Genomic DNA, 23,311 nt, shown 5'->3' with positions numbered 1-23,311 from the left:
CCGCTCAGCGGTTCGACAGCCGGGCCTGGATCTCTCCGATGATGCCGCGCCGGAAGACCAGCACGCAGACGACGAAGATCGCGCCGATGACCACGGTCACGGGCAGGTTCGTGCCGGCCAGGTAGTTCTGCAGCGTGACCACCAGCGTGGCGCCGACCACCGGCCCGAACAGCGTGCCCATGCCGCCCAGCAGCGTCATCAGCACGACCTCGCCCGACATTTGCCACTGCACGTCGGTGAGGCTGGCAAGCTGGAAGACCAGCGCCTTGGTCCCGCCGGCGAGCCCGGCGAGGCTGGCCGACAGCAGGAAGGCCACGAGCTTGTAGCGCTCCGTCCGGTAGCCCAGCGAGATGGCGCGCGGCTCGTTCTCGCGGATCGCCTTCAGCACCTGCCCGAAGGGCGAATGCACCGTCCGCCAGATCAGCGCGAAGCCGAACACGAAGATCGCCAGCACGAAATAATACATGGTGAGCGGCTGGTTCAGGTCGAGCGCGCCGAACAGGAAGCCGCGCGGCACGCCCTGGATGCCGTCCTCCCCGCCCGTGAAGGGAAGCTGGAGCGCCAGGAAGAATACCATCTGCGACAGCGCCAGCGTGATCATGGCGAAGTAGATGCCCTGGCGCCGGATCGCCAGCGCCCCGATGACGAGGCCGAGGATGGCCGCACTCGCCGTGCCCGCCAGCAGGGCCAGCTCCGGCGTCCAGCCCCACACCTTGGCGGCGTGGGCGGTAACGTAGGCCGCCCCGCCGAAGAAGGCGGCGTGGCCGAAGCTCAAGAGGCCGGCGAAGCCGATCAGCAGGTTGAAGGCGCAGGCGAACAGCGCGAAGCACAGCACCTTCATCAGGAAGACGGGGTACAGAACGAAGGGTGCGGCCAGCGCCAGCAGCAGCCCGACGCCGTAGAGGAGTTCCGGCCGGAGGCCCGACGAAGCGCCCCTCCGCGCGGAGACGGAGGACATGTGGGTTTCAGCCATGGCTCACCTTTCCCGCCCGAACAGCCCGGCGGGCTTGATCATGAGGACGATCGCCATCACGACGAAGACGACGATGTTGGAGGCTTCCGGGTAGAAGACCTTGGTCAGCCCTTCCAGCAGCCCGAGCCCGATGCCCGTCAGGATCGCGCCGAGGATCGAGCCCATGCCGCCGATCACCACCACCGCGAAGACGATGATGATCAGGTTGGAGCCCATCAGCGGGTTCACCTGGTAGATGGGGGCCGCCAGCACGCCGGCCAGCCCGGCCAGCGCCACGCCGAAGCCGTAGGTCAGCGAGACCATGACCGGCACGTTGATGCCGAAGGCCTGGACCAGCACCGGATTTTCGGTCGCGGCGCGCAGATAGGCGCCGAGCCGGGTGCGCTCGATGGCGAACCAGGTGCCGAAGCACACGACCAGCGAGCAGGCGATGACCCAGCCCCGGTAGTTGGGCAGGAACATGAATCCCAGATTCTGCCCGCCGGACAGCGACGGCGGCACCGGATAGGGCTGGCCCGACACGCCGTACTGATGGCGGAAGAGCCCCTCCAGGATCAGGGCGAGGCCGAAGGTCAGCAGCAGCCCGTAGAGATGGTCGAGCTTGTACAGCCGCGACAGCATCGTCTTTTCCAGAAGGATGCCGAAGGCGCCGACGATGAAGGGCGTCAGAGCGAAGGCCCACCAGTAGCCCAGCCCGAGCTGCGTCAGCAGCAGCCAGGCCACGAAGGCGCCGACCATGTAGAGCGCGCCATGGGCGAAGTTGATGACGTTCAGCATGCCGAAGATCACCGCCAGCCCCAGGCTCAGCAGCGCGTAGAAGGAGCCGTTGATCAAGCCGAGCAGCAACTGGCCGAACAGAACCTGGGGCGGTATCCCCAGCATTTCGAACATGTTCCAGCCTCCCATTTCTTCTTTTTGAGCCGTCCCCGCCTTCCCGCCGGAGATGGCCGGGAAGGCGGAGGGTTCCGGTCAGCCCGCGGCTGCGCTTACTTCTGCGCGCAGGCGGTCTTGGCCGGGTCCATGAAGGCCGTGGCGGCGGGCAGCGTGGAGACGATCTGGTAATAGTCCCACGGGCCCTTCGACTCCGACGGCTTCTTCACGCGGGCCAGGTACATGTCGTGCGCCATGCGGCCGTTCGGGTAGATCTTGCCGTTCTTGGCGAACATGTCCTCGACCGGCAGCTCCCGCATCTTCGCCGCCACCTTGTCGGCGTCGTCGGTGCCCGCGGCCTCGACGGCCTTCAGGTAGTGGCGCACGGCGGAATAGACGCCGGCCTGCACCATCGTCGGCTTCTTGCCGTGCTTCTGCTCGAACTTGGCGGACCAGGCGCGGGTCTGCTCGTCCATGTCCCAGTAGAAGCCGGTGGTCAGCATCAGACCCTGCGCCGCTTCCAGACCCAGCGCGTGCACCTCGCTGATGAAGAGCAGCAGGCTGGCGAGGCTCTGGCCGGACTGGGTGACGCCGAACTCGGCGGCCTGCTTCACGGCGTTGATGGTGTCGCCGCCGGCGTTGGCGAAGCCGATCACGTCGGCCCCGGAGCCCTGGGCCTGGAGCAGGAAGGAGGAGAAGTCCGAGGTGCCCAGCGGGTGGCGGACGTTGCCCTTCACCGTGCCGCCGAGCTGCTTGACCATGTTGGTGGTCTCGGCCTCCAGCGAATGGCCGAAGGCGTAGTCGGCGGTGATGAAGTACCAGTTCTTCTTGCCCTGCTCGACCAGCGCGCGGCCGGTGCCGGCGGCCATGGCGTAGTTGTCGTAGGTCCACTGGAAGCCGTAGGGCGAGCAGGCCTTGCCGGTCAGGTCGGTGGAGCCGGGGCCGGACATCAGGAAGATGCGCTTCTTGTCCCGGGTGATGCCCTGCACGGCCAGCGCCGCGGCGGAGTTCGGCACGTCGGCGATGACGTCCACATTGTCCACGTCCACCCACTGGCGGGCCGTGTTGGCGGCGATGTCGGCCTTGTTCTGGTGGTCGGCGACGACGACCTCGACCGGCGCGCCGGCGACCTTGCCGCCGAACTCCTCGACCGCCATGCGCGCGGCGATGGCCGAGCCCTCGCCCGCCAGGTCGGCGTAGACGCCGGACCGGTCGTTCATCACGCCGATCTTGACGACGTTGTTGGACACCTGCGCCTGGGCCGTCCCGGCCGCGGCGGCCAGGGCCAGGAAAGCGGTCCCGCACAGAAGCGTCTTGAGCATTCGTCTTCTCCCTAAGGTCCAGCCGGCGGCGCCGGCGCTTGTTGGCAGTCTTTTTGGTGGTCCGGCCGTTCATGCCACGGCCGGACGGGGGCACCCGGGCGTCGGACCGGGGTCAGACGCCGAGGTAGGAGTGCAGCTTGTCCATGTTCTGGGCGAGCTGATCGTTGGGGATCATGTCCACGATGTGCCCCTCCTCCATCACGTAATGGCGGTCGGCGATGGTGGAGGCGAAGCGGAAGTTCTGTTCGACCAGAAGGATGGTGAAGCCGCGCTGCTTCAGCGCGCGCACGGCCACGCCGATCTGCTCGATGATGACGGGGGCCAGCCCCTCGGTCGGCTCGTCCAGCAGGATCAGGTTGGCGCCCGTGCGCAGGATGCGCGCGATCGCCAGCATCTGCTGCTCGCCGCCCGACAGGCGCGTGCCCTGGGTCGAGCCCCGGCCCTTCAGGTTCGGGAACAGCTCGTAAATCTGCTGCACCGTCATGCCGCCGCTGCGGATCACCGGGGGCAGCATCAGGTTCTCGTCCACGCTGAGCGAGGAGAAGATGCCCCGCTCCTCCGGGACATAGCCGATGCCGAGCCGCGGGATGCGGTGCTGCGCCATGCCGATCAGCTCTTTCCCCTCGAACCGGATGGTGCCGGTGCGCTTGGGAATGATGCCCATGATCGAGCGCATGGTGGAGGTCTTGCCCGCCCCGTTGCGGCCGAGCAGCGTCACCACCTCGCCCTGGCGGATGTCGAGGTTGACCCCGTGCAGCACGTGGCTCTCGCCGTACCAGGCCTGGAGGTCGCGGATTTCCAGCATGGCCGTCTTGGTTCCCCCGGCGTCAGGCATGTCCGGCTCCTCCGGCGGTCGGGGCGGGGGCGGAGCCCATGTAGGCCTCCATCACCTGCGGGTTGCGCGAGACGGTCGCATAGGGACCCTCCGCCAGGATCTCGCCCCGGCGCAGCACCGTGATGGTGTCGGACAGATGGGCCACGACGGACAGGTTGTGCTCCACCATCAGCACGGTGCGGCTGGCCGCCACGCGCTTGATGAGCTGGGCGGTACGCTCGATGTCCTCGTGCCCCATGCCGGCCAGCGGCTCGTCAAGCAGGAGCACCTCCGGGTCGAGCGCCAGGGTCGTGGCGATCTCCAGCGCGCGCTTGCGCCCGTAGGGCAGCTCGGCCGCGAGGTGGTCGGTGTAGCTGGTGAGGTTGACCGCCTCGATCAGCTCATGCGCCCGGTCATGCAGACGGTGCAGGCTGCGTTCCGGCTTCCAGAAATGGAAGCTGGTGCCGACCGGCTGCTGCAGGGCGACGCGCACGTTCTCCAGCACCGACAGGTGCGGGAAGACGGCCGATATCTGGAAGGAGCGCACCATGCCGAGCCGGGCGATGTCCGCCGGACGGGTGCGCGTGATGTCGCGGCCCTTGAACAGGATGGTGCCGCGCGTCGGCGTCAGGAACTTGGTGAGCAGGTTGAACACCGTGCTCTTGCCGGCCCCGTTCGGGCCGATCAGAGCGTGGATCGTGCCGCGGCGGACCCGGAGGTTGACCTCCTTCACCGCGACGAAGCCCTTGAATTCCTTCGTCAGGTCCCGCGCTTCGAGAATGATGTCGTCACTCATCGTGCCGTTGTCCTCCCTTCTCGCCCATTGTCGTTCGGGGTTCGTCCCCATTCCGGCGCTTTTTTGTCTTATAGCACGGCTTGTGCGAAAAAGCGCCCCCCGTTCGCAGGATGAACAGTTCGACCAACCGCCTAAAACAGAAGCAGAATCAGCCTCTTGCGAGGGGCTCGCAACGGCCCCCGGGTCGCAGACGGCGAGTTCGCAGTCGCAAACGGTCCGTTGCCCGGCACGAGGTTGGTGGACAGTCGCGGGCGGAAGGCGCCGCCGGTGCCGGTCCGGAGAGGCGGAGGTGCCGCGGTCGCGCCCGCGACTTTCGGCGGGCTTGGCCGGCGGGCGGCATTCCGTATAGTGCGCCCTTCCAACGGTTCCCCTCCACTCGCGAGCAGACCATGACCGATATCTTCTTCCGCACCGGCGAGGCGACGGTGTTCGCCGCCGAGGGCCAGTTCACCGACGCGATGCCGGAAATCCTGATCGGCTCCGTCCGCGGCCCGGCCGGCCAGGCCTTCGCCAACATGATGGGGCAGACGGCCGGTCACACCCGCATGTTCGCGGTGCGCGACTGCAACCAGATGGTCCGCCCGGCGACCATGATGGTGTCCAAGGTCACGATGAAGTCGAGCGCCTACGTGGACCTGTTCGGCGGCATCGTGCAGGCGGCCACCGCCGACGCCGTGCTGGACTGCGTCATCGACGGCACCCTGCCGCGCGACCAAGTGGACGACCTCTGCATCCTCGCCATGATCTGGATCGACCCGCGCTGCCCGACCGACCCGAACCTCGACAAGAAGGACCTCTACCGGACCAACTACGAGGCGACGAAGATCGCGATCTCCCGCGCGATGAAGAACGAGCCGACCATCGACGAGCTGATCGCCAACCGCCAGTCGGTCCAGCACTGCATGAACGACAGCGACGCCGAGTAAGGCGCGCGTCCGCCCGGCCCCTCGGGGCCGGGTGGCTTGAATTCGGGCCGAGACTTGAGAGGTGCAGGCTCGCAGGGACTCCGCCTTCCGGGTCAGATGATAACGCTTGACGTAATTATAGTTCCGTTCCACGTTACCTGATCACAGGTGACGACGTGCTACGATGCCTCCTCTGTATCGCGACAAGGAAACGGAGTTGGTTGCCCAGCGGCGCTTCTCCAAAAAGCTGCCGCAGGACATTCAAAGGGTGGCTCATAGGAAGATCCAGTTGGTCAAAGCCGCGGAGGCGCTTGAGGATCTTGCCAAGCCCCCCGGCAACCGCTTGGAAGCTCTGTCGGGAAACCGCGCTGGACAACACAGCATCAGAATCAGAATCAACGATCAGTGGCGCATTTGCTTCGAATGGACCGAGGGAGGCGCGCGAAACGTGGAAATCACAGATTACCACTGAACCCCGGAGCGAGCCACGCCTCACTCACCTCCATGAGGCACAACAACCATCTCCATTGCTCAGATCGATGGGCAATCTGACTTGGAAACACCAGCTATGCACACGTCCCCGAGCGATTACGCTCCAATCCATCCAGGCACCATCCTCCGGGAGGAGTTCCTTGAGCCTATGGGCTTATCGGCATACAAACTTGCCAAAGATATCAGCGTGCCACTGACAAGGATCACGGCAATCCTTGATGGAAAGCGCTCCATAACGGCGGACACGGCTCTCCGCCTGTCTAAGTATTTCGGCATGTCGGAGAGGTTCTGGATCAATTTACAGACCAATTACGAGATCGAAGTTGCCAAGGACGAACTTGGCGATCGCCTCGAAACCGAGGTTCGCCCGCGCGCTGCGTGAGACGTCGTAGGCGAGCCGGACGGAGCAAGCTCAGGCGTCCAAAGCCTGCTTCAGCGCCTCGAACAGCGGCCCCGGCGCCCCCTGACCGACCGGACGCCCGTCCACCGAAGCGACCGCCCTCACGCCGAGGCTGTTGGTCAGGATGAATTCCGACGCCCGTTCCAGTGCTTCCGGCGGCAGCGCCTGTTCGACGGCGTCGAACCGTTCCAGCAGGGCGGCCCGCATGACGCCCGGCAGGGCGCCTTCGGACAGGGGCGGGGTCACAAGCCTGCCGTCCAGAACCAAGAAGAGGTTGGCGATCGTCGTCTCGGCCAGCCGCCCGGCGGTGTTCAGCAGCAGCGCGTCGTCGGCGCCGCGTTCCTCCGCCTCCCGCCGGGCCAGGATGCCGTCCAGATAGTTCAGCGACTTCACCTGGCTGAGCGGCGAATGCTCATTCCGGCGGGTGACCCGCGCCACCACCAGCCGGGCGGGCGGCAGCGGCCCCGGTGCGGGGCCGGCGGTGACGAGCAGCGTCGGGCTGGGATCGCGCGGCGGCAGGACGCCCCGCGGGGCCGGGCCGCGGGTGAGGGTCAGGCGCGCCGCCCCGTTCTCAGCACAGCCGGACGCCTGGGCCGTCTCAAGAAGCGCCCGCCCGAGCGCCTCGTCGGTCCAGTGGAGCGGTATGCCCAGCAGCGCGGCGCCCCGGCGCAGCCGTGCCAGATGCGCGTCCAGCCGCAGCACGGCCCCGCCGCGCAAGCGCACCGTCTCGAACAGGCCATCGCCCAGCGTGAAGCCCCGATCGTTCGGCGCTATGCGGGCATCGGCATCCTCGACCAGGGCGCCGTCGAGCCAGACCGGCATGGCCTAATCCTCTCCCAGCGCCCGCAGCAGGGGGCGGATCTTCACCATCATCTCGTCATGCTCCTTGCCGGGATCGGAATCGGCGACGATGCCGCCGCCGGCCTGGGCGACCACGGCCTCATGCGTCAGGGCCAGCGTGCGGATGACGATGCTGCTGTCCATGGCGCCGTCGAAGCCGATCCAGGCGACGGAGCCGCAGTAGGGACCGCGCCGGGCCTCCTCCAGCTCGTCAATGATCTCCATGGCGCGGATCTTCGGCGCGCCGGTGATGGAGCCGCCGGGGAAGGTGGCGCGCAGCAGGTCGATGGGCCCGAGCCCCGGCCGCAGCCGGCCCTCGATCACCGACACCAGATGATGGACCGAGGCGAAGGTCTCGACCTCGCAGAGCGCCGGCACCCGGACGCTGCCGATGGCGCAGACGCGGCCGATGTCGTTGCGCAGCAGGTCGGTGATCATCAAGTTCTCGGCGCGGTCCTTGACACTGGCGTGGAGGTCACGGGCGAGTGCGGCGTCTTCCTCCGGCGTCGCGCCGCGCGGACGGGTGCCCTTGATCGGGCGCGTCTCGATACGGCCGTCGGCGTCGAGCTTCAGGAAGCGTTCGGGCGACACGCTGGCGAGAGTCAGACGTTCGCCGCAACCGAGATAGGCCGCGAAGGGCGCCGGGCTCAGCGCCGTCAGGCGGCGAAAGATGTCATAGGCGCTGACACCCTGCGGGCGGGGTGCCAGCATGCGGCCGGTGAAGTTGGCCTGGAAGATGTCGCCGGCCCGGATGTATTCCAAGATGCGGGCGACCCGCGCCATGTACTCCTCACGGCTCAACTCCGGCCGCCAGGACGCCACGGCGCGCGGCGGGGGCGGCAGCTCGTCGGGAGCCTGCGCCACTCGGGCCGCGACGGCGTCGGCGCGGCGCTCGGCCCTCGCCTGCCGGGCCGCGGGATCGCGCTCGGGAAAGCCGCTCGACAGGATCCAGGCGCGGCGCTCCACCATGTCGAAGGCGATGGCGACGTCGTACAGCCCGAAGGCCATGTCGGGAATGCCGAGGTCGTTGCCGTGGCGGGCCGGCAACCGCTCCAGCGTCCGGCCAAGCTCGTAACCGAGGAACCCAACCGCCCCGGTCGCGAAGGGCACCGGCGCCACGCCCGGCGGAAGGCGGAAGGCGGCAAGTTCCCGTTCCAGCACGGTGAAGGGGTCGCCCGCGACCGGCCCTCCATCCACCGTCACGGCGTCATCAAAGGCCTCGATGATGCGGAAGGGCTCGACCGCCAGATAGGTGACGCGCCCCCGCCCCCCGGCCTCCGCCGCGCTGTGCAGGAGCGCCGCCGTCGGCTCCCCCGCCCAGGGGGCGAAGGCGGCCAGCGGGTCGCGGAAGGGAATCTCCCGCACCAGCAGATCGAACCGGCCCGGCGAAGGGGCACTGTGCTGGATTGTGCTGTCGGCGGCGCAGTGCTGCATGGGCTTTGGAGCGGTGAAGGCCCTTGCCTTCCGCTCGATCCTCCCTGGATTTGTCGGACCATCCTTGTGGATGTCCTACTCTCTTTGCCGGTGCGGCGTCCATGCTCCGATGGTCGTGGAGGACGGTGCGTACTCCTGCGATATGGCCCCCTCACCCCTCGGCGCCAAGCAGCGCGACCGCCGCCGCCGGCGCGCAATGGCTGGTCCAAGCGGCGAGGTCCTCTCCCTCGGCTCCGGCGATCTCCGCGAAGTCCCGGTAGGGACGCCCGAGCCGATCAGCGAGCGCCTTCACCACCGCCCGCCCCGCCCCTGCCCCGACCAGGGGAGCGCCCTGCGGCAGCGGGCAGGCCGACAGGACGCGCAGGGCCGCGTCGTGGATCGTCCGCAGCTGGCCCTCGGCGAGGTCGCGCGCCACGTCGCGCCAGCGCTCCATGTCCAGCTCCTCCAGGTCGCGGCCGACCATGCGGCCGAGGCGCCGGGCGCTCGCCTGCGGGGTCTTGGGGCCGTTGTCCGCGGCGGGGTGCTGATCGGCCGATTCGTCCAGAGTGCCGAGCACGCGGTGGACGTCAGCGCTGGTGGCGAAATACTCGGCCATCAGGGGCACGCGCTCCCCGGCCACGAGCATGCTCCGCGCCATCGCCATCACCGGCGTGCGGGTCAGGCCAGTGTAGACCAGCTCCTCCACCGCCATGCGCTCATGGTCGGTGCGGCCGCGCGCCTCGACCCGGCCCGCCCGTACGGGCACGAGGTCCGTCGTGGTGCTGCCCATGTCCACGAACAGCGCCTCCTCCAGCCGGCGGGCCACCAGCGCAGCACTCGCCAGCCAGTTGGCGGAGGCGACGTCGAGCACGGCGCCGCGCGCGTCGGCCGGGTCGAGAAGCCCGAGACGGCCGGCGAAAACGCGCAGTCGGGCGCCGTTCAGGGCCGACGCCATGCGGTCGATCAGCGCCTCCACCCCTTGGCACCGGCTCTCGAACAGGTCCACCAGCTCGCCGGTCATGGTCACGGCGTGATTGTCCGCTGGGGGCATCCGTTCGAACACCGCCGCCACCGCCGCGTCGAACTCGCCCAGCCCCTGCCAGAGCCGGCAGGGAACCTGCACCACCGCCTCCAGCCGGCCCGACGCGCCGACGCGCGCCGCCTTCAGGTGCGCGCCTCCCAGGTCCCAGCCGATCGTCGCCCGCCCAACACTCTCAACCATGCTCGCTCATGTCCTTCATACGCACACAGTCCGGCAGCAGATCCGCAAGGACGCGGCCCGCCACATTCTCCCCCAGCGCCGCGCTGAGCCCGATGTAGGAGGCCGTCAGGCGCGGGTTGACCTCCAGCAGGACGGGGCCGTCCGGCCCGTCGATCAGATCCACCCCGACGTAGCCGCGCAGGCCCGGCAGCGCGTCGGCGACCCGTTGGGCCAGGGGCTTCCAGGCGTCCCGGCGCTCGGCGAGGGCGCCGACCGTCACGCCGTCGGATTCGAAACGATCCGCCAGCCGGCGGATGCGCTGGCGGTTGCAGGCCAGCAGCCGCGCCCGCCCGTCCGCCCCGACCAGCATGGAAAAGCTCGCGGCGTCGCCCTCGACCAGCGGCTGCACGGCCCAGGCCCCGTCCGAGGGCGGGGTCCAGGCCGCGAGTTCGGCGGAGCCGAGGATGAAAGTATCCACCGTGCCGGCCCCGTCGTCCGGCTTGACCACGTAGCGTTCGGCCGGCGGCGGCTCCTCGCCAAGGCGGACGGTGGGAACGGCCGGCAGGCCGGCGGCGCGCAAGCGCTCCGAGGACGCCCATTTGCTGGCGGCGACCGCCAGGGCGGACGGCTCGGGGGCGAGCACCGGCCGGCCCGTCGCGGCGAAGAGGGCCACCATGCGTTCCAGCACGCCGCCGGTCTCCGGCCCGATCGGCCAGACCGCGTCGCAGCGCCGCGCACCCTCGGCCCAGACCGCCTCCACGGGGTCGCCCGCACCGATGGTCAGGGACTCGCAGCCGGCCATGGGCCCGAGCCGCGCGTCGCGGCAGAGCAGGACTTGAACCCCGTCCAGGGCGGTGAGATCTTGCACCAGTGCCGCCGCCATTCCTTCGGCCTCGGCGAACAGATCGGCGGAAAAGGGCTCCTCCGCCATGCCCCCGCCCGTCACGAACTCGCACACCAGAATCCGGACCCGGTCACTGCCCATGCATGTCATTCCCGTTCTCGATCTCATGGCCGGTCAGGTGGTCCATGCCCGGCGCGGCGAGCGGGACAGCTACGCGCCGGTCCGGAGCCGGCTCGCCGCCGGGTCGGAGCCGGCGGCCATCGTCGAAGCCTTGCTCGCCCTATTTCCCTTCCGCGCCCTCTATGTCGCCGATCTCGACGCCATCCGCGGCATGGGCCATCATCGCGCACTCCTCGCCGGGCTCCAAGCGCGTTGGCCCGATCTGGCGGTCTGGGTGGACGCCGGGCTGGCGACGCCGCAGGATTGCCGGGACTGGTCGGGCGCCGGCATCCGCCATCTCGTGATCGGCAGCGAAAGCCAGACCGGCACCGCGACCCTGGCGGCGGCCATCGGCCTTGCCGGAACGGACCGGGTTGCCCTCTCGCTGGATTTCCGCGGCGGTCGCTTCCTGGGGCCGCCCGAGCTTCGGGACCAGCCGGACCTCTGGCCGGGGCGGGTGATCGCCATGACGCTGGACCGGGTGGGTGCGGGAACCGGGCCCGACCTGGAGCGGCTGGGGGCCATCGCCGCCCGGCGACCGGACGCGCGGCTGTGGGCGGCGGGCGGCGTGCGCGGGCCGGAGGATCTGGCGGCACTGGATGCCGCGGGGATTGATTCCGTGCTGGTGGCCAGTGCCCTTCACGACGGCCGGCTCACCAGCGAGGATCTCGCCGCCCTGGAGGTCAGTGGCCGACCGCCCGGCTGGTGACGAGCATCAGGGCCGGAAGGCTCCCCAGCACGAAGCCCTGCGCGGTCCCCCAGCTGACCTCGGCGAGCCGGCCCGGCTCCTTCGGTGCCAGCAGGGGTGCCCAGGCATGGACGGCAGCCGCCAGGATGCCGGCCAGCGAGAACCACAGCAGCCAGTCCGGGGCGCCGCCGATCAGGATTCCCGGCGCCATCGTCAGCCCCATACGCACCACGCCCCAGAAGCTGCCGGCAAGAAAATCGGCGACCTGCCGCAAGGCGGCTCCGCCATAGCCGGTCCCCAAGGAGGCCGCCACGGGCTGGGCGGCAAGGCCGACCCTCAGCCGCGATGGCGCCAGGTCCATGATGCGCCAGGGTCCATGCGGCAGAAGCAGGACGGCGGCCAAGGCGACGAGGCCGGTGGAGGTCGCGACCAGGAGCGCCATCGCCAGCGGAAGGACGAGCGACCACAGGGCCATGCCGACCAGCGCCACCGGCGCCACGGAGGAGAGCAGCGCCCAAAGCCGCACCGTGCCCTCGCGCAGTTCCTGGTACATCGAACAGAGCAGGACGCTGCCGAGCAGCCCCGCCATGGCAACGAAGATCATCGCCGCCACCAGCAGGTAATCGGTGTTCAGTTGCTCGGCCACCATCACCATGGCGTCGTCTCCCCTCGGCATTCCATGGCACGGAAACGGGCGGAGTATCGCCCCGGCGGCACGGCGAACGCCAGCGTGAAACGGTATGGCGGCTCCGGCCGGCGAATCGGCGGTACGAAAGTATTGTTGGCGAAGCGGATCGTCTGAGGCTTAATAACAAGCGCATCAAGCATATGCGTTTGAGTGTCCTGTTGGGTCCGTGGAAAAGGAAATGGCCGCCAGCGGTCAGGCTGGTCGGCCAGGGTCCGGGCAAACACGCCGGTTCCGGTGCGACTTGACGTCACCAATACGGAATGGCGTCTTAACGCACGGAAGTTCCTGGGCAAGAGGAACTTCCGTGCGGTCCTTTTCACAACGGTCACCTTCTGCGCCTTGGGGTTGCCCGTGCGGTCATGTCCGTGGGTTCATGAGGACGAATCCCTCACGCCCGCGATTCGCTCAAGGCCCGGCCGACCGCGTTGATGGCATCGCGCACCGACGGAAACATCTGCCGATTGAGCGTGAAGGCCTTCGGCGCCGAGGCGAAAAACTGAAACTGGTCGTCCATGCGCGCCAGAATCCCGGCGGCTTCCCGATTCACTTCAATGATGAAGTGGTCGCCCGTGGGCATGCGTCCCTCCCTTGTCTTACTTCTTGTTCGACTGCCGGGCCGCTTCGACAAGTTCAAGTCGGCCCAGCATGATTGCGTCCAGTTCCCGCTGGAATGCCCGGTGCTCCCGCTCGACCGACGCCCGCAGCCAGGTACGGCCGGCCAGCATCGTGATGATCCCCAGGGTCAGCACGTGCTCATCATGAGCGAGGTAACCATTCGCCTCCGCAATTGATCGTTTAACGTACAATCAGCATTTTGACGGGATAGCGTCGGGATCGCAACGTTTTTTCAACGGCCACGCTTCGGCTCAGGCGCCGGGATCCTCCGCCAGCATCGCCGCGACCTTCGCGAGGAGCGTGCCGAGCGCCACGGGCTTGGTCAGGAGCTGCGTGCCGGGACCGAAAGCCTCCTCGCCGAGCCCCGTTCCATGAGCGTATCCGGTCAGGAAAAGCACCTTCAGCCCCGGGCGCAGGCGCCGCGCCATCTCGGCGACCTGCCGTCCGTTCAGCCCGGGCAGTCCGACATCCGTCACCAGCAGATCGAGGGGCAGCGGCCCCTCGAGGACGTCCAGCGCGGAAGGCCCGTCCTCCGCCTCGGCGATCTCATGCCCTTCCTCGCACAACGCCTCCAGCAGCATCGCGCGGATCAGCGCCTCGTCCTCGACCAGCAGTATGCGCCCGCCGCGCGCAGCGGGCACGGAAACGGCAGGCGGCTCCGCGACCGTGGCGGCCGGCCCGTGATGCCGCGGAAGGTAGAGCGCCACGCTTGTGCCCTGTCCGGGGACGCTGTCGATGCGGACATGGCCGCCCGACTGGCGGACGAATCCATAGAGCTGGCTCAGCCCGAGCCCGGTGCCCTGGCCCAGCGGCTTTGTCGTGAAGAAGGGCTCGAAGGCACGTTCCAGAACGTCGGGGGTCATGCCGGCGCCGGTGTCGGTCACGCAGAGCATGACGTAGGGTCCCGGCTCCAGGCCGGGTTCGGCCGAGGCATAGACGGCGTCCAGCTCGACGTTCGCCGTTTCGATGGTGACCCGCCCGCCGTCCGGCATGGCGTCGCGGGCGTTGATGATCAGGTTCAGCAGCGCGCTCTCGACCTGGTTGGCATCGGCCCAGCTCGGCCAGAGCCCCTCGGCCGCCACCGTGTCGACCCGGACCGCGACCCCGACCGTGCGGCGGATCAGGTCCTCCATGCCCACGACCAGCGCGTTCAGGTCCACCGGCTCCGGCTGGAGCGGCTGCCGGCGGGAGAAGGCGAGCAGCCGCTGGGTCAGGGAGGCCGCCCGCTCGATCGACAGGCGCGCCGTCCTCAGGAAGGGTTCGACCTCCCCCCGCCCGTCGGCGAGCCGCCGTCCGACCACCTCGATGCTGCTGCCCATCGCCTGCAGCAGGTTGTTGAAATCATGCGCGATGCCGCCCGTGAGCTGGCCGACCGCCTCCATCTTCTGCGACTGGCGGAGCTGCTCCTCGGCCCGGCGCAGGGCCGCCTCGGCCGCCTTCTCCGCGGTGATGTCGCGGCCGACGGAATGGACGAGCTCCCCGTCGGGCGCCGCCGTCCAGGAAATCCAGCGGTAATCGCCGTCCTTGCCCCGGAAACGGTTCTCGAACCGGCTGGTGGTCAGGCCGAGCGCCAGCCCGGCATTCTCCTCCAGGGTCCGCCCCACATCCTCCGGATGGACGAAGTCGAAGATGCAGCGGCCGATCAGCTCCTCCTCGGCCCAGCCGAGGATCGCCGTCCAGGCCGGGTTGACCGCGATCAGCGTGCCGTCGGCGCCCGCCACCAGCATCAGGGCCTGGCTGATCCGCCAGATGCGGTCCCGCTCGCGCGCCTGATCGGCGACACGCTGTTCCAGCGTTTCGTTGAGGCGGCGAAGCGCCTCCTCCGTCCGCTTCTCCCGGTCGATGTCCATGATGGCGACGACGCCGGCGACGACGCTGCCGGAGGCGTCCCGGATGGGGGCGGCGGCGAAGCGCATCCAGGCCATGCTGCCATCGCCGCGCTGGTAGAGATACTCCTCCTCCGGGGTCGGCTCGCCCAGCGTGATGGTCCGCATGACCGGATAGTCGCGCGGCTCGACGCGCCGACCGTCGGGATGGAACACGCGCCACTCCGGATAGCCTTCCAGTCCCGGAGTCGGGTGAATCGGGTGGCGGAAGATGCGTTCGGTCTGCGGGTTGCCCATCACGACACGGCCGGACGGCGCCTCGACGATGACGATGCCGAACGGCACCGTTTCGAAGATCGCCTTGAGGCGGGCCTCGCTCTCGCGCAACGCCGCTTCCGTCCGCTTCTGCGCGTCGATATCCACCGCGACGGTGATGGCCCCGGTGATCCGCCCCAGGGAATCCCGCAGGGGCACGCCGCTGACGCGCGTCCAGCTTCCCTCCCCGTCCGGCGAGCGGTGCAGGAACTCCTGACCCGGCACGGCTTCGCCCCGGAGCGCGCGCCGGCCGACCCGGCGCTCCTCCGCATCCGGCGGATGGCGCCGGGCGGCCGGGTTGGACAGCAGGACCTCGCCCTTCGCGTCATGAAAGACGACGGCGACCGGCAGGTTCCGGACGAGCGTGTCCAGCCGCTCCTCGCCGGCCCGCAGCGCCGCCTCGGCGCGGGCGCGGGCGACCGCCGCCCAGGTGCGCTCGGCCGCGTCCTCCGCCATCATGACCTCGGCGTCCGTCCAGCGGCGGCGGCCGGGTTCGTGCAGGTAGAAGATCGCGGCGAGACGCCCGTCCTTCAGCAGCGGGACGACCAGCATCGAGCGCGCGCCGATGCCGTCGAAGGCCGCGAGCAGGACCGGATCGTTCGTGCGCGGGTCGGTCGCCACGTCGTCCAGCCGCAGGGTGCGCCCGGCCAGCAGCTCGGCGATCACCCCCCGGCCGAATCCGAGAAGCGGGCGCGTTTCTCCCGCCAAGCTCACGACCGTGCCGTCGGTCCAGTCCCGGTCCACGGAGACCGTTTGCCCGGCCGCGTCGATCTCCCCATAGCCGACGCGGGCGGCCTGCAACGCCCGGCCGACCTCCTCCGACGCGGCGGCCATGATGTCCTGCGCCGCGGCGAGATCGCGCAGCCGGTCGCTGAGGCGGAGCTGAAAGGTCAGCCGCCGCTCATGCTGAACCTTCGCCGTGGTCTCGACGCAGGTGCAGAACACGCCGCGGACGGCGCCCTCCTCGTCCCGAATCGGGCCGAAGGAATAGGTGATGTGCACCTTCTCCGCATGGCCGTGCCGCCGCGTGACGAAGAGCTGGTCCTCCGCCCAGGCCGGCTCCCCACCGTCGAGCACCCTCTCCATCAGCGGCGACAGCCGGTCCCAGAATTCGGGCCAGACCTCCGCGTTGGGCCGCCCCAAAGCGGAGGGATGCTTGCCGCCCAGAAGCAGCGCGAAGGCATCGTTGTAGAGGAAGGTGAGGTCCGGCCCCCAGTTCATCGCCATCGGCTGGCGGGAGCCCAGCATCGTGCCGACGACGATGCGCAAGGCGGCCGGCCAGCGCTCCGGCGGGCCGAGCGGCGTTGCGGCCCAGTCTCTGCCCCGGATCAACGCGCCGACCTCGCCGCCGCCGGACAGGAAGTTCAGCCGGGCTTCATCCATGGTCGCCGCGCCAGACGCCGCCGTGTCCCGGGCCATCAGCGTCCGGGCGCGTCAAAGCCGGACGGCAAAGCGAGAGCGGGAGAATCGGTGGCCGGCATGGACAGGGAAGCTCCTCCAGGGAGGATCATCATTCTCACGCCCGGCCGTTCGAAGTCGAGGGCAAAGGGCGTTGCGGGAAAGGCCGGCGCCCCGGCATTTCGTCATAGCCCGCTTTCACGCCGCGCGGGAACGCGATGAATGAAATGAAGGGCGCCGATGGACGACGCCCTTCACTCGCGCGCAGACACGCTGTGCCAGGGGCTCACCATCCCCCGGCTGTCTGTGTGTATGGCTGATTGCTAGACGAGTCAACGGAACAGATGGCGGAACCGGGCTCGCCCGTGATCACCGGAACCCGGCGCCGAACTGCGCCTGGGCGAGACGGTTCGGCGCGCGGGAGCGCGTGCAGACCACCTTCACCCGTTCATCGGAAGCCAGATGCGTGCCGATCTCGGTCTGGGCGAGATAAGCGCTGCCGAGTTTCAGGCAGCTTCCCGGTGCCATGGTTTCTTCGGGCAGCCGCATCACGCTGACGGCGTTGTCGCGGTTACAGTCCCGCAGTTCGGGCGTGATGGCGGTCGAGCAGACAAGGATAAGGGCAGTCAGCATGTGAACCTCGCTTCAAGGATTGGGGCGATGGATCAAGGCTGTAGACGCGCCGCTCCTTTGAAAACGGAACGGCCCGTGGCTCCCCTGCTTGGTCGTGATCTCTGAACCGCAAGAGCTTCCCGAACGCAATGCTGTCATTTACAGGCATGATCTGCCAAGAGGTTTTATGAGAAATTTTGTGCCCTTGCGTTTCCTTAAGGGTGTCCGCAGGGATCACTTTAGATTTGCTTTGCGGATGATTTGCCAATCCTGCATTTCGCCATGGAAACCGCCAGGATCGCTTGGACCGCCATGAAAAAAGCGGAGAGGCGAGGCCTCTCCGCTTTCATGAAACACTCCGGTGGAGCGGGGATCAGGTCCCGCCGCCGCCGCTGCCGCTGCGCGTGCCGCTGTAGCCGCCGCGGTTCGTATCGACGTTCGTGTCCGAATTGTGGATCCGGTCAGCCGGATCATACCGGCGCCCCATCTGGTCCTCCGGGCGCTGGCTGTCCGCCGCGTTGCCCGCAGTCACGCCCGACGTGCCGGTCGAGGTCGACATGCCGGAAGTGCCGGCGCTGCCGCTCATGTTGCTTTCGCTGCCGCCCATGCCGCTGCAGGCCGAGAGGGCGGCGCAGACGCCCGCCACCAGAAGAGTACGCTTGAGCATGATCGTGCCTCCATCCTTGTGTTCGAGTTCGCACACGGAGGAAACAACCCGCGACAAACCGAAATGTTGCACATCCGCCAAGTGGAATCGCCTTTTCCGCCGGGAGCCTTACCCTGGAGAAAGCGCCGCTCCCGCATCCGGGAGTGTTCGATTTGCTTTTTTAAAGGGGAACACGAATGAAAATCATCGTGGACTGTTGTCGGTGGCAACAAAGGAGCCGCCATGCGTATACTCATCGTAGAGGACGAGACGTTGATCGCAATGGCCCTTGAAGCCTCATTGCCCATTCTCGGCCATGAAGTCGTCGGGCTCTCCGAGAATGGAGACGCGGCGCTTCGCCTGGCGGAGGCGCACAGGCCGGAACTCGCGACGGTCAACATAAACCTGGGACACGACAAAAGAAACGGCATCGACGTGGCCCGGATCCTCTGGCAACGGCATGGCGTGCGGTCGCTTTTCGTGACCGGCAATTGCAGCGACGCCCAAAAGGAGCGCGCGACGCTTGGCGATGCCGCGATCGGGTGCTTAGCGAAACCCTTCACGGTCCTGGTCCTGGGGGAGGCCTTGACCGCCGCCCAGGCGATCATGGAACGGCGCCCGCTTCCCGATCTGCCGGAACAGCTGGAGATCTTCTCCCTGCGCGGCTGACCACCACGGGCGGCCCTTATCCTTGTCGCACGGGCTCCCGCGACATGGCCTACCCATTCTCCCCGCGTGCGCCGCCGCCCCGACGGGCGCACCTTGGTTCCCGGCGTTTCCGCAAGGAGCGCCGCGCTTCTTCGCAGAAGGCAAACTCGCCCGCCCCGCTCCCCGCGGGGCGGGCGTTTTCCCGTCCGAATATTGTTACATCCCGGACCCGGCGCTTATGGTCTAGCTTCGGCTTGTTCGCGGCCAACCCCGCCGCGGACGCCCTGCAGGCCCGCCGCCATCCCGCCAGCTCCCGGCGGCGGGCCACCCCCGAAAGCTTGGCCCCCCAGAAGCACGAACGGCCCCGACCAGGGTCGGAGCCGTCCGCAAAAGCGACAGGCCGAAGGCCTGGACGCCGGGCTTACTTGGCCGCGCCGCCGCCACCGCCGCCCGAACCTTCCATGCCCTTGACCGAGTCGGTGCCCGGAGGCGGAGCGACGCCACCGCCGGACTTCGAGTTCGGCAGTTCGGACGGAACGGTCGGGGTCGTGGCGCCAGTCGCACCGTAGGTGCCGGTGGTGCCGTAGGTGCTCGTGCCGCTGCTGGTGTCGCTGCCGCCCATGCCGCTGCACGCGGACAGAGCCGCGCAGACGCCCGCGATCAGAAGAGTACGTTTAAGCATGGTCCTGTCTCCCTCTGCCTGATTCAATCTTGAACCCGAGGGTGTCAACGCGCGGGGACGGGAGTTGTTGCACGCGGATTGCACAGTTGTTGCGGGATCGGCCCCACCACCGTCCGAAACGGCGCGCCGGCGGCGTCTTCGCGAAGCGCCTGCACAGGAGGGGTGCAACTTCCTGCGTCAAGAAAGAGGGCGGCTCCATCCAATATGGAACCGCCCTCCCCGTATCACGCCATCAGGACTGCCCAAGCGCCCATTCCGCTGAAATCACTCCCACTCGATGGTGCCGGGCGGCTTGGAGGTGATGTCGTAGACGACCCGGTTCACGCCGCGCACCTCGTTGACGATGCGGTTGGAAACGCGCGCCAGGAACTCGTGCGGGAAGTGGTACCAGTCGGCGGTCATGCCGTCGGTGGAGGTCACCGCACGCAGGGCCAGCACATGCTCGTAGGTGCGGCCGTCGCCCATCACGCCGACGGTGCGGACCGGCAGCAGCACGGCGAAGGCCTGCCAGATCGCGTCATACAGGCCGGCGGCGCGGATCTCTTCCAGATAGACCGTGTCGGCCTTGCGCAGGATGTCCAGCTTCTCCGGCGTGATCTCGCCGGGAACGCGGATGGCGAGGCCCGGGCCGGGGAAGGGATGGCGGCGGATGAAGGGCTCGGGCAGGCCGAGTTCGCGGCCCAAGGCCCGGACCTCGTCCTTGAACAGCTCGCGCAGGGGCTCGACCAGCTTCAGGTTCATGCGCTCGGGCAGGCCGCCGACATTGTGGTGCGACTTGATGGTCACCGACGGGCCGCCGGTGAAGGAGACGCTCTCGATCACGTCGGGGTAGAGCGTGCCCTGGGCCAGGAACTGGGCGCCGCCGACCTTGTGGCTCTCCTCGTCGAAGACGTCGATGAAGAGGCCGCCGATGATCTTGCGCTTCTGCTCGGGGTCGCTGACCCCGGCCAGCTTGCCGAGGAACAGGTCGGCCGCCTCGCGGTGGACCAGCGGGATGTTGTAGTGGTCGCGGAAGAGGGTCACGACCTCGTCCGCCTCGCCCGCGCGCATCAGGCCGGTGTCCACGAAGATGCAGGTGAGCTGGTCGCCGATGGCCTCGTGGATCAGCACGGCGGCGACGGAGGAATCCACGCCGCCGGACAGGCCGCAGATCACCTTGCCGTCGCCGACCTGGGCGCGGATGCGCTCGATCGCCTGCTGCTTGAAGGCGGCCATGGTCCAGTCGCCCTTCAGACCGGCGACCCGGTGCACGAAGTTCGCGAGAAGCTGGGCGCCGTGGGGGGTATGCACGACCTCCGGGTGGAACTGCACGCCGTAGAACTGGCGGGCGTCGTCGGCGATGGCGGCGAACGGCGCGCCCTCGCTGATCGCCACGGCCTCGAAGCCCTCCGGCAGGGCGGTCACCCGGTCGCCGTGGCTCATCCACACCTGCTCGCGCGTGCCGACCTCCCACAGCCCGTCGAACAGGGCGCAGGTCTTCTTCACCTCGATGAAGGCGCGCCCGAATTCGCGGTGGTCGGAGCCCGAGACGGCGCCGCCGAGCTGGTGGCACATCGTCTGCTGGCCGTAGCAGATGCCGAGCACCGGAACGCCCATGGTGAAGACCAGCTCCGGCGCGCGAGGGCCGTTCTCCTCGGTGACGGAAGCCGGGCTGCCCGAGAGGATGATCGCCTTGGGCGCGTAATCGCGGATCCTCTCTTCGGAGACGCTGAAGGGGTGGATCTCGCAATAGACGCCGGCTTCACGGACACGGCGGGCGATGAGCTGGGTCACCTGCGACCCGAAATCGAGAATGAGGACGCGTTCGGCGGACATGGGCTTCGGCTTTCGTGCGGGAAGGGTGCTAGATGAACCGGACCGCGCGTCGGGTCAAGCCCCTTTGCCCCGGAAAGCCCGGAGTTCCACGCGATGCTGCCGTGCTTTCGCCCATCCCTCCCCCGCGCCGGAGGAGGGATGGCCGGCAGCACTCGCCCTCCATACCGCCCGCCTCTTTCCGGGACGCCTCAGGACCGCATTTCAGGCCCGGCGGACAGCTGGGCCAGCGCCGTCAGGTCGCGCCAGCCGTAGGCGATCTCGGTCATGGCCTTGCCGCCGAAATGGATCGGGCGCTCGGCGACGCGCACGCCGCCCAGCCGCTCGTAGAACCAGCGTGACGGGTTGTCGCGCAGGCACCAGACGACCGCCGTGCGGATGCCGCCGAGCAGGAGCCGCTCCGCCATGGCGGACATCAGCTGCCGGCCGATTCCCTGGCCCTTGGCGTCCTCGTCCAGATAGATCGCGTAGATCTCGCCCGCGAAATTGTCCACCGGCGTGCGGCGGGCGCCGAAGGTGGAGAAGCCGATCACCTGGTCCTCCGCGTCCGCCACCACGAAGGAGCCGCGCCCCGGCCCGCGCGTCTGCACCGCGTTGAACCAGCGCATGGCGGCCGCCCCTTCCGACAGCCCGACCAGATAGGAGGCGGGAACGATGCCGGCGTAGGTGGAACGCCAGCTCGCCACATGGACGCGGGCGATGCCGACGGCGTCCTCGGGGCGCGCCTCCCGGATCACGGTCCGCGGTCCGCCCGTTTCCACTCCGCCCGGCTGCGATCCGTCCATGACGCCCTCCCCTTCAAGCTTCGGCCTGTCCTTAGAAGCTTAGCTGGGAAGCGGAAGCGGCCCTGTCCAGGCAGTGCTACTTCCGGGCACTCTCCCTTCGGTTAGGCTGAAGCCGGGCGGCAGCGGTCATAGGACGGCCGGGCGGTCCCGGCGGTGCGGCTTAGGCTTCGGCCACCTCCGACGGTGCCGCCGCGGTGGTCTCGGCGGTCATGGCCGGTGGTGCCGCGTCCTGCGCGTCCTCCGTCTCGGCCGGGGTCTGGTCCGACTTGCGCAGCAGGATGGCCGCGAAGAAGCCGTCGGTGTCGTGGCGGGCGGGGGTGAGCCGCAGGTAGGGGCCCTCCGACGGCGGGGTGCCGAAGCCCTCCTCGTTCCAGACGTCGCCGGCCGGCAGCACGGTGAAGTCGGGGTGCGTCTCCACGAAGGCGGCCACCTGTTTCTCGTTTTCCTCCGGCAGCATGGAGCAGGTCGCGTAGATGAGCCGCCCGCCCGGCTTCACGAGACGCGCGGCGCTGTCCAGGATGCTCGCCTGCAAGGGCAACAGCTTGTCCAGCCCCGGGCCGAGCTGGCGCCAGCGGCTGTCCGGGTTGCGCCGCCAGGTGCCCGTGCCCGAGCAGGGGGCGTCCACCAGCACGCGGTCGAACTTGCGCTTGTGACGCTTCACCCACGGATCGCGCTCGCTGGTCAGCGGGTGCGGCTCGATGTTGTGCAGCCCTGCGCGGCGGAACCGCTCGCCCGCGCGCTTCAGACGGCCGGCCAGCACGTCGCAGGCGACCACGCGGCCCTTGTTCTGCATCATCGCGGCGATGGCCAGCGTCTTGCCGCCGGCGCCCGCGCAGAAATCCACGACCTGCTGGCCGGGCTTCGGGGCCACCGCCAGCGCGACGAGCTGCGAGCCTTCGTCCTGGATCTCGACCAGCCCCTGCTTGAAGGCGTCCACCCCGCCCAGCGGCGGGCGGCCCTGCACGCGCAGGCCCCAGGGCGACCAGGGTGTCGGCGCCGCGGTGATGCTCGCCCGTTCCAGCGCCTTCTTCGCGCTGTCCCGGCTGGCCTTCACCGGGTTGATGCGCAGGTCGAGCGGTGCCGGCTCCAGCAGCTTGCGCATCTCCACGGCGAAGCGGTCGCCGAGTGCGGCGCGCATCGGCTCCTCCGCCCAGTCCGGGCATTCGACCCACACCGCCTCGGGCATCTGCGGATGCTCCAGCGTGTGGGTGTCGAGCGCGCGGACGAGCCGCAGTTCCTCCGGCGACAGCTCGGCGGGCGCGAACTTGGCGCCGTCGCACAGCTTCAGCACCGTGGCGGCCGCCCGCCCCTCGCCGAGGATCTCGTTCGCGAAGGCCAGCGCGCGGGGCGTCGCCGGGTGCCCTTCCCGCTCCAGCCACCAGTGCAGGCGCGCGTGCCGGCGCAGGACCGCATAGACCGCCTGGGCGACCGCCGTGCGGTCCTTGGACCCGATGTAGCGGCGGTTCCGGAAGAAAGCGCTCATCACCGCGTCGGCGGGGCGCTGGGTCTGGTCGATCTCGGTCAGCAGGTCGATGACCGCCTGGAGGCGGGCGGCGGGTGTCATGGC

The 23,311-nt window shown here is 68.8% G+C and carries 24 protein-coding genes; 5 read left to right on the top strand and 19 right to left on the bottom strand.

The genetic code is table 11. The annotated features are described in order from the left end of the window. Window positions 1-4: 4 nt before the first annotated feature. From JUB11_RS21270 to JUB11_RS21250, 5 genes are all read right to left on the bottom strand, one after another. Window positions 5-973 (bottom strand): branched-chain amino acid ABC transporter permease, encoded by a 969-nt coding sequence (locus JUB11_RS21270; protein ID WP_207460620.1) that lies wholly within the window; start codon window positions 971-973, stop codon window positions 5-7. A gap of 3 nt (window positions 974-976) precedes the next feature. Further along, entirely contained in the window at window positions 977-1,864 is an 888-nt protein-coding gene (locus tag JUB11_RS21265; RefSeq protein ID WP_207460618.1) for a branched-chain amino acid ABC transporter permease, read from the bottom strand. Window positions 1,865-1,959: 95 nt separating this feature from the next. Then, window positions 1,960-3,165: an ABC transporter substrate-binding protein gene (locus JUB11_RS21260; RefSeq protein WP_207460616.1), complete on the bottom strand. Its 1,206-nt coding sequence runs from the start codon at window positions 3,163-3,165 to the stop codon at window positions 1,960-1,962. Between the two features lie 112 nt (window positions 3,166-3,277). After that, window positions 3,278-4,000 carry an ABC transporter ATP-binding protein gene (locus JUB11_RS21255; protein WP_207460615.1) on the bottom strand — a complete coding sequence of 241 codons (723 nt, stop codon included), beginning with the start codon at window positions 3,998-4,000 and terminating at the stop codon, window positions 3,278-3,280. Then, on the bottom strand, window positions 3,993-4,775 hold the full coding sequence (locus tag JUB11_RS21250) for an ABC transporter ATP-binding protein (protein WP_207460613.1): 783 nt from the start codon (window positions 4,773-4,775) through the stop codon (window positions 3,993-3,995). Before JUB11_RS21250 ends, JUB11_RS21255 begins: the two co-directional genes overlap by 8 nt. A gap of 389 nt (window positions 4,776-5,164) precedes the next feature. Between JUB11_RS21250 and fae the strand changes: the two genes are divergently transcribed. The 3 genes from fae (at window position 5,165) to JUB11_RS21235 (ending at window position 6,554) form a co-directional block, all read left to right on the top strand. Next, window positions 5,165-5,701, top strand: coding sequence for a formaldehyde-activating enzyme (gene fae, locus JUB11_RS21245; RefSeq protein WP_207460611.1), 537 nt, complete (start codon window positions 5,165-5,167; stop codon window positions 5,699-5,701). Window positions 5,702-5,864: 163 nt separating this feature from the next. Next, window positions 5,865-6,152, top strand: coding sequence for a type II toxin-antitoxin system RelE/ParE family toxin (locus JUB11_RS21240; RefSeq protein ID WP_207460609.1), 288 nt, complete (start codon window positions 5,865-5,867; stop codon window positions 6,150-6,152). Between the two features lie 96 nt (window positions 6,153-6,248). Next, window positions 6,249-6,554, top strand: coding sequence for a HigA family addiction module antitoxin (locus JUB11_RS21235; protein WP_207460608.1), 306 nt, complete (start codon window positions 6,249-6,251; stop codon window positions 6,552-6,554). 30 nt (window positions 6,555-6,584) lie between these two features. Here JUB11_RS21235 and JUB11_RS21230 read toward each other — a convergent pair whose 3' ends face one another. The 4 genes from JUB11_RS21230 to JUB11_RS21215 all read right to left on the bottom strand — a co-directional run bounded on the left by JUB11_RS21230 (window position 6,585) and on the right by JUB11_RS21215 (window position 11,011). Then, window positions 6,585-7,394 carry an aminotransferase class IV gene (locus JUB11_RS21230; protein ID WP_207460606.1) on the bottom strand — a complete coding sequence of 270 codons (810 nt, stop codon included), beginning with the start codon at window positions 7,392-7,394 and terminating at the stop codon, window positions 6,585-6,587. A gap of 3 nt (window positions 7,395-7,397) precedes the next feature. Further along, window positions 7,398-8,846, bottom strand: coding sequence for an aminodeoxychorismate synthase component I (gene pabB / locus JUB11_RS21225; RefSeq protein ID WP_207460605.1), 1,449 nt, complete (start codon window positions 8,844-8,846; stop codon window positions 7,398-7,400). A gap of 151 nt (window positions 8,847-8,997) precedes the next feature. Continuing rightward, window positions 8,998-10,047: a hydantoinase/oxoprolinase family protein gene (locus tag JUB11_RS21220; RefSeq protein WP_207460603.1), complete on the bottom strand. Its 1,050-nt coding sequence runs from the start codon at window positions 10,045-10,047 to the stop codon at window positions 8,998-9,000. Continuing rightward, window positions 10,040-11,011, bottom strand: coding sequence for an ATP-grasp domain-containing protein (locus JUB11_RS21215; RefSeq protein ID WP_207460602.1), 972 nt, complete (start codon window positions 11,009-11,011; stop codon window positions 10,040-10,042). Before JUB11_RS21215 ends, JUB11_RS21220 begins: the two co-directional genes overlap by 8 nt. Between JUB11_RS21215 and JUB11_RS21210 the strand changes: the two genes are divergently transcribed. Beyond that, entirely contained in the window at window positions 11,010-11,738 is a 729-nt protein-coding gene (locus JUB11_RS21210; protein ID WP_207460600.1) for a HisA/HisF-related TIM barrel protein, read from the top strand. The two genes, JUB11_RS21215 and JUB11_RS21210, sit on opposite strands and share 2 nt — an antisense overlap. Here JUB11_RS21210 and JUB11_RS21205 read toward each other — a convergent pair. The 6 genes from JUB11_RS21205 to JUB11_RS21180 all read right to left on the bottom strand — a co-directional run bounded on the left by JUB11_RS21205 (window position 11,713) and on the right by JUB11_RS21180 (window position 17,838). Next, window positions 11,713-12,372 (bottom strand): hypothetical protein, encoded by a 660-nt coding sequence (locus JUB11_RS21205; RefSeq protein WP_207460598.1) that lies wholly within the window; start codon window positions 12,370-12,372, stop codon window positions 11,713-11,715. The genes JUB11_RS21210 and JUB11_RS21205 overlap by 26 nt on opposite strands. Window positions 12,373-12,793: 421 nt before the next feature. Then, window positions 12,794-12,982 carry a hypothetical protein gene (locus JUB11_RS21200; protein ID WP_207460596.1) on the bottom strand — a complete coding sequence of 63 codons (189 nt, stop codon included), beginning with the start codon at window positions 12,980-12,982 and terminating at the stop codon, window positions 12,794-12,796. Window positions 12,983-12,998: 16 nt separating this feature from the next. Beyond that, a complete protein-coding gene (locus tag JUB11_RS21195; RefSeq protein WP_207460595.1) occupies window positions 12,999-13,154 on the bottom strand; it encodes a hypothetical protein in 156 nt (51 codons plus the stop codon). 117 nt (window positions 13,155-13,271) lie between these two features. Further along, entirely contained in the window at window positions 13,272-16,580 is a 3,309-nt protein-coding gene (locus tag JUB11_RS21190) for a PAS domain S-box protein (RefSeq protein WP_207460594.1), read from the bottom strand. Between the two features lie 348 nt (window positions 16,581-16,928). Then, window positions 16,929-17,192 carry a hypothetical protein gene (locus tag JUB11_RS21185; RefSeq protein ID WP_207460593.1) on the bottom strand — a complete coding sequence of 88 codons (264 nt, stop codon included), beginning with the start codon at window positions 17,190-17,192 and terminating at the stop codon, window positions 16,929-16,931. Window positions 17,193-17,544: 352 nt separating this feature from the next. Further along, entirely contained in the window at window positions 17,545-17,838 is a 294-nt protein-coding gene (locus tag JUB11_RS21180; protein ID WP_207460591.1) for a hypothetical protein, read from the bottom strand. A 222-nt stretch (window positions 17,839-18,060) separates the two neighbouring features. Here JUB11_RS21180 and JUB11_RS21175 point away from each other — a divergent pair, with 222 nt between their 5' ends. Then, the gene (locus tag JUB11_RS21175; RefSeq protein WP_207460589.1) at window positions 18,061-18,486 is read left to right on the top strand and encodes a response regulator; all 426 of its coding nucleotides are present in this window, start codon (window positions 18,061-18,063) and stop codon (window positions 18,484-18,486) included. A gap of 400 nt (window positions 18,487-18,886) precedes the next feature. On the opposite strand, the gene JUB11_RS21170 is transcribed toward JUB11_RS21175, so the two are convergent. The 4 genes from JUB11_RS21170 to JUB11_RS21155 form a co-directional block, all read right to left on the bottom strand. Beyond that, complete coding sequence (locus tag JUB11_RS21170; RefSeq protein ID WP_207460588.1) at window positions 18,887-19,147, bottom strand: hypothetical protein; 261 nt, start codon at window positions 19,145-19,147, stop codon at window positions 18,887-18,889. A gap of 264 nt (window positions 19,148-19,411) precedes the next feature. Beyond that, on the bottom strand, window positions 19,412-20,962 hold the full coding sequence (guaA, locus tag JUB11_RS21165) for a glutamine-hydrolyzing GMP synthase (protein WP_207460586.1): 1,551 nt from the start codon (window positions 20,960-20,962) through the stop codon (window positions 19,412-19,414). 188 nt (window positions 20,963-21,150) lie between these two features. Continuing rightward, window positions 21,151-21,744, bottom strand: a complete 594-nt coding sequence (locus JUB11_RS21160) for a GNAT family N-acetyltransferase (protein WP_207460584.1) — start codon at window positions 21,742-21,744, stop codon at window positions 21,151-21,153. Between the two features lie 160 nt (window positions 21,745-21,904). After that, the gene (locus JUB11_RS21155) at window positions 21,905-23,308 is read right to left on the bottom strand and encodes an RsmB/NOP family class I SAM-dependent RNA methyltransferase (RefSeq protein WP_207460582.1); all 1,404 of its coding nucleotides are present in this window, start codon (window positions 23,306-23,308) and stop codon (window positions 21,905-21,907) included. Window positions 23,309-23,311 lie beyond the last annotated feature (3 nt).

Source organism: Azospirillum sp. SYSU D00513, from assembly GCF_017356015.1.
In the GTDB taxonomy this organism is placed as follows: domain Bacteria; phylum Pseudomonadota; class Alphaproteobacteria; order Azospirillales; family Azospirillaceae; genus Azospirillum.
The sequence above is the reverse complement of the archived record's forward strand: the minus strand, read 5'-3'. Positions and strand labels throughout refer to the sequence as shown.

Bases quoted from the DNA above. Each gene is read 5' to 3' on its own strand.
- JUB11_RS21235 (WP_207460608.1), top strand. From the start codon at position 6,249: ATGCACACGTCCCCGAGCGATTACGCTCCAATCCATCCAGGCACCATC.
- JUB11_RS21265 (WP_207460618.1), bottom strand. From the start codon at position 1,864: ATGTTCGAAATGCTGGGGATACCGCCCCAGGTTCTGTTCGGCCAGTTG.
- fae (WP_207460611.1), top strand. From the start codon at position 5,165: ATGACCGATATCTTCTTCCGCACCGGCGAGGCGACGGTGTTCGCCGCC.
- JUB11_RS21215 (WP_207460602.1), bottom strand. From the start codon at position 11,011: ATGGGCAGTGACCGGGTCCGGATTCTGGTGTGCGAGTTCGTGACGGGC.
- JUB11_RS21175 (WP_207460589.1), top strand. From the start codon at position 18,061: ATGCGTATACTCATCGTAGAGGACGAGACGTTGATCGCAATGGCCCTT.
- JUB11_RS21170 (WP_207460588.1), bottom strand. From the start codon at position 19,147: ATGCTTAAACGTACTCTTCTGATCGCGGGCGTCTGCGCGGCTCTGTCC.
- guaA (WP_207460586.1), bottom strand. From the start codon at position 20,962: ATGTCCGCCGAACGCGTCCTCATTCTCGATTTCGGGTCGCAGGTGACC.
- JUB11_RS21210 (WP_207460600.1), top strand. From the start codon at position 11,010: ATGCATGTCATTCCCGTTCTCGATCTCATGGCCGGTCAGGTGGTCCAT.
- JUB11_RS21190 (WP_207460594.1), bottom strand. From the start codon at position 16,580: ATGGCCCGGGACACGGCGGCGTCTGGCGCGGCGACCATGGATGAAGCC.
- JUB11_RS21200 (WP_207460596.1), bottom strand. From the start codon at position 12,982: ATGCCCACGGGCGACCACTTCATCATTGAAGTGAATCGGGAAGCCGCC.
- JUB11_RS21270 (WP_207460620.1), bottom strand. From the start codon at position 973: ATGGCTGAAACCCACATGTCCTCCGTCTCCGCGCGGAGGGGCGCTTCG.
- pabB (WP_207460605.1), bottom strand. From the start codon at position 8,846: ATGCAGCACTGCGCCGCCGACAGCACAATCCAGCACAGTGCCCCTTCG.
- JUB11_RS21155 (WP_207460582.1), bottom strand. From the start codon at position 23,308: ATGACACCCGCCGCCCGCCTCCAGGCGGTCATCGACCTGCTGACCGAG.
- JUB11_RS21220 (WP_207460603.1), bottom strand. From the start codon at position 10,047: ATGGTTGAGAGTGTTGGGCGGGCGACGATCGGCTGGGACCTGGGAGGC.
- JUB11_RS21260 (WP_207460616.1), bottom strand. From the start codon at position 3,165: ATGCTCAAGACGCTTCTGTGCGGGACCGCTTTCCTGGCCCTGGCCGCC.
- JUB11_RS21185 (WP_207460593.1), bottom strand. From the start codon at position 17,192: ATGCTGACTGCCCTTATCCTTGTCTGCTCGACCGCCATCACGCCCGAA.
- JUB11_RS21250 (WP_207460613.1), bottom strand. From the start codon at position 4,775: ATGAGTGACGACATCATTCTCGAAGCGCGGGACCTGACGAAGGAATTC.
- JUB11_RS21205 (WP_207460598.1), bottom strand. From the start codon at position 12,372: ATGGTGATGGTGGCCGAGCAACTGAACACCGATTACCTGCTGGTGGCG.
- JUB11_RS21240 (WP_207460609.1), top strand. From the start codon at position 5,865: ATGCCTCCTCTGTATCGCGACAAGGAAACGGAGTTGGTTGCCCAGCGG.
- JUB11_RS21160 (WP_207460584.1), bottom strand. From the start codon at position 21,744: ATGGACGGATCGCAGCCGGGCGGAGTGGAAACGGGCGGACCGCGGACC.
- JUB11_RS21255 (WP_207460615.1), bottom strand. From the start codon at position 4,000: ATGCCTGACGCCGGGGGAACCAAGACGGCCATGCTGGAAATCCGCGAC.
- JUB11_RS21180 (WP_207460591.1), bottom strand. From the start codon at position 17,838: ATGCTCAAGCGTACTCTTCTGGTGGCGGGCGTCTGCGCCGCCCTCTCG.
- JUB11_RS21230 (WP_207460606.1), bottom strand. From the start codon at position 7,394: ATGCCGGTCTGGCTCGACGGCGCCCTGGTCGAGGATGCCGATGCCCGC.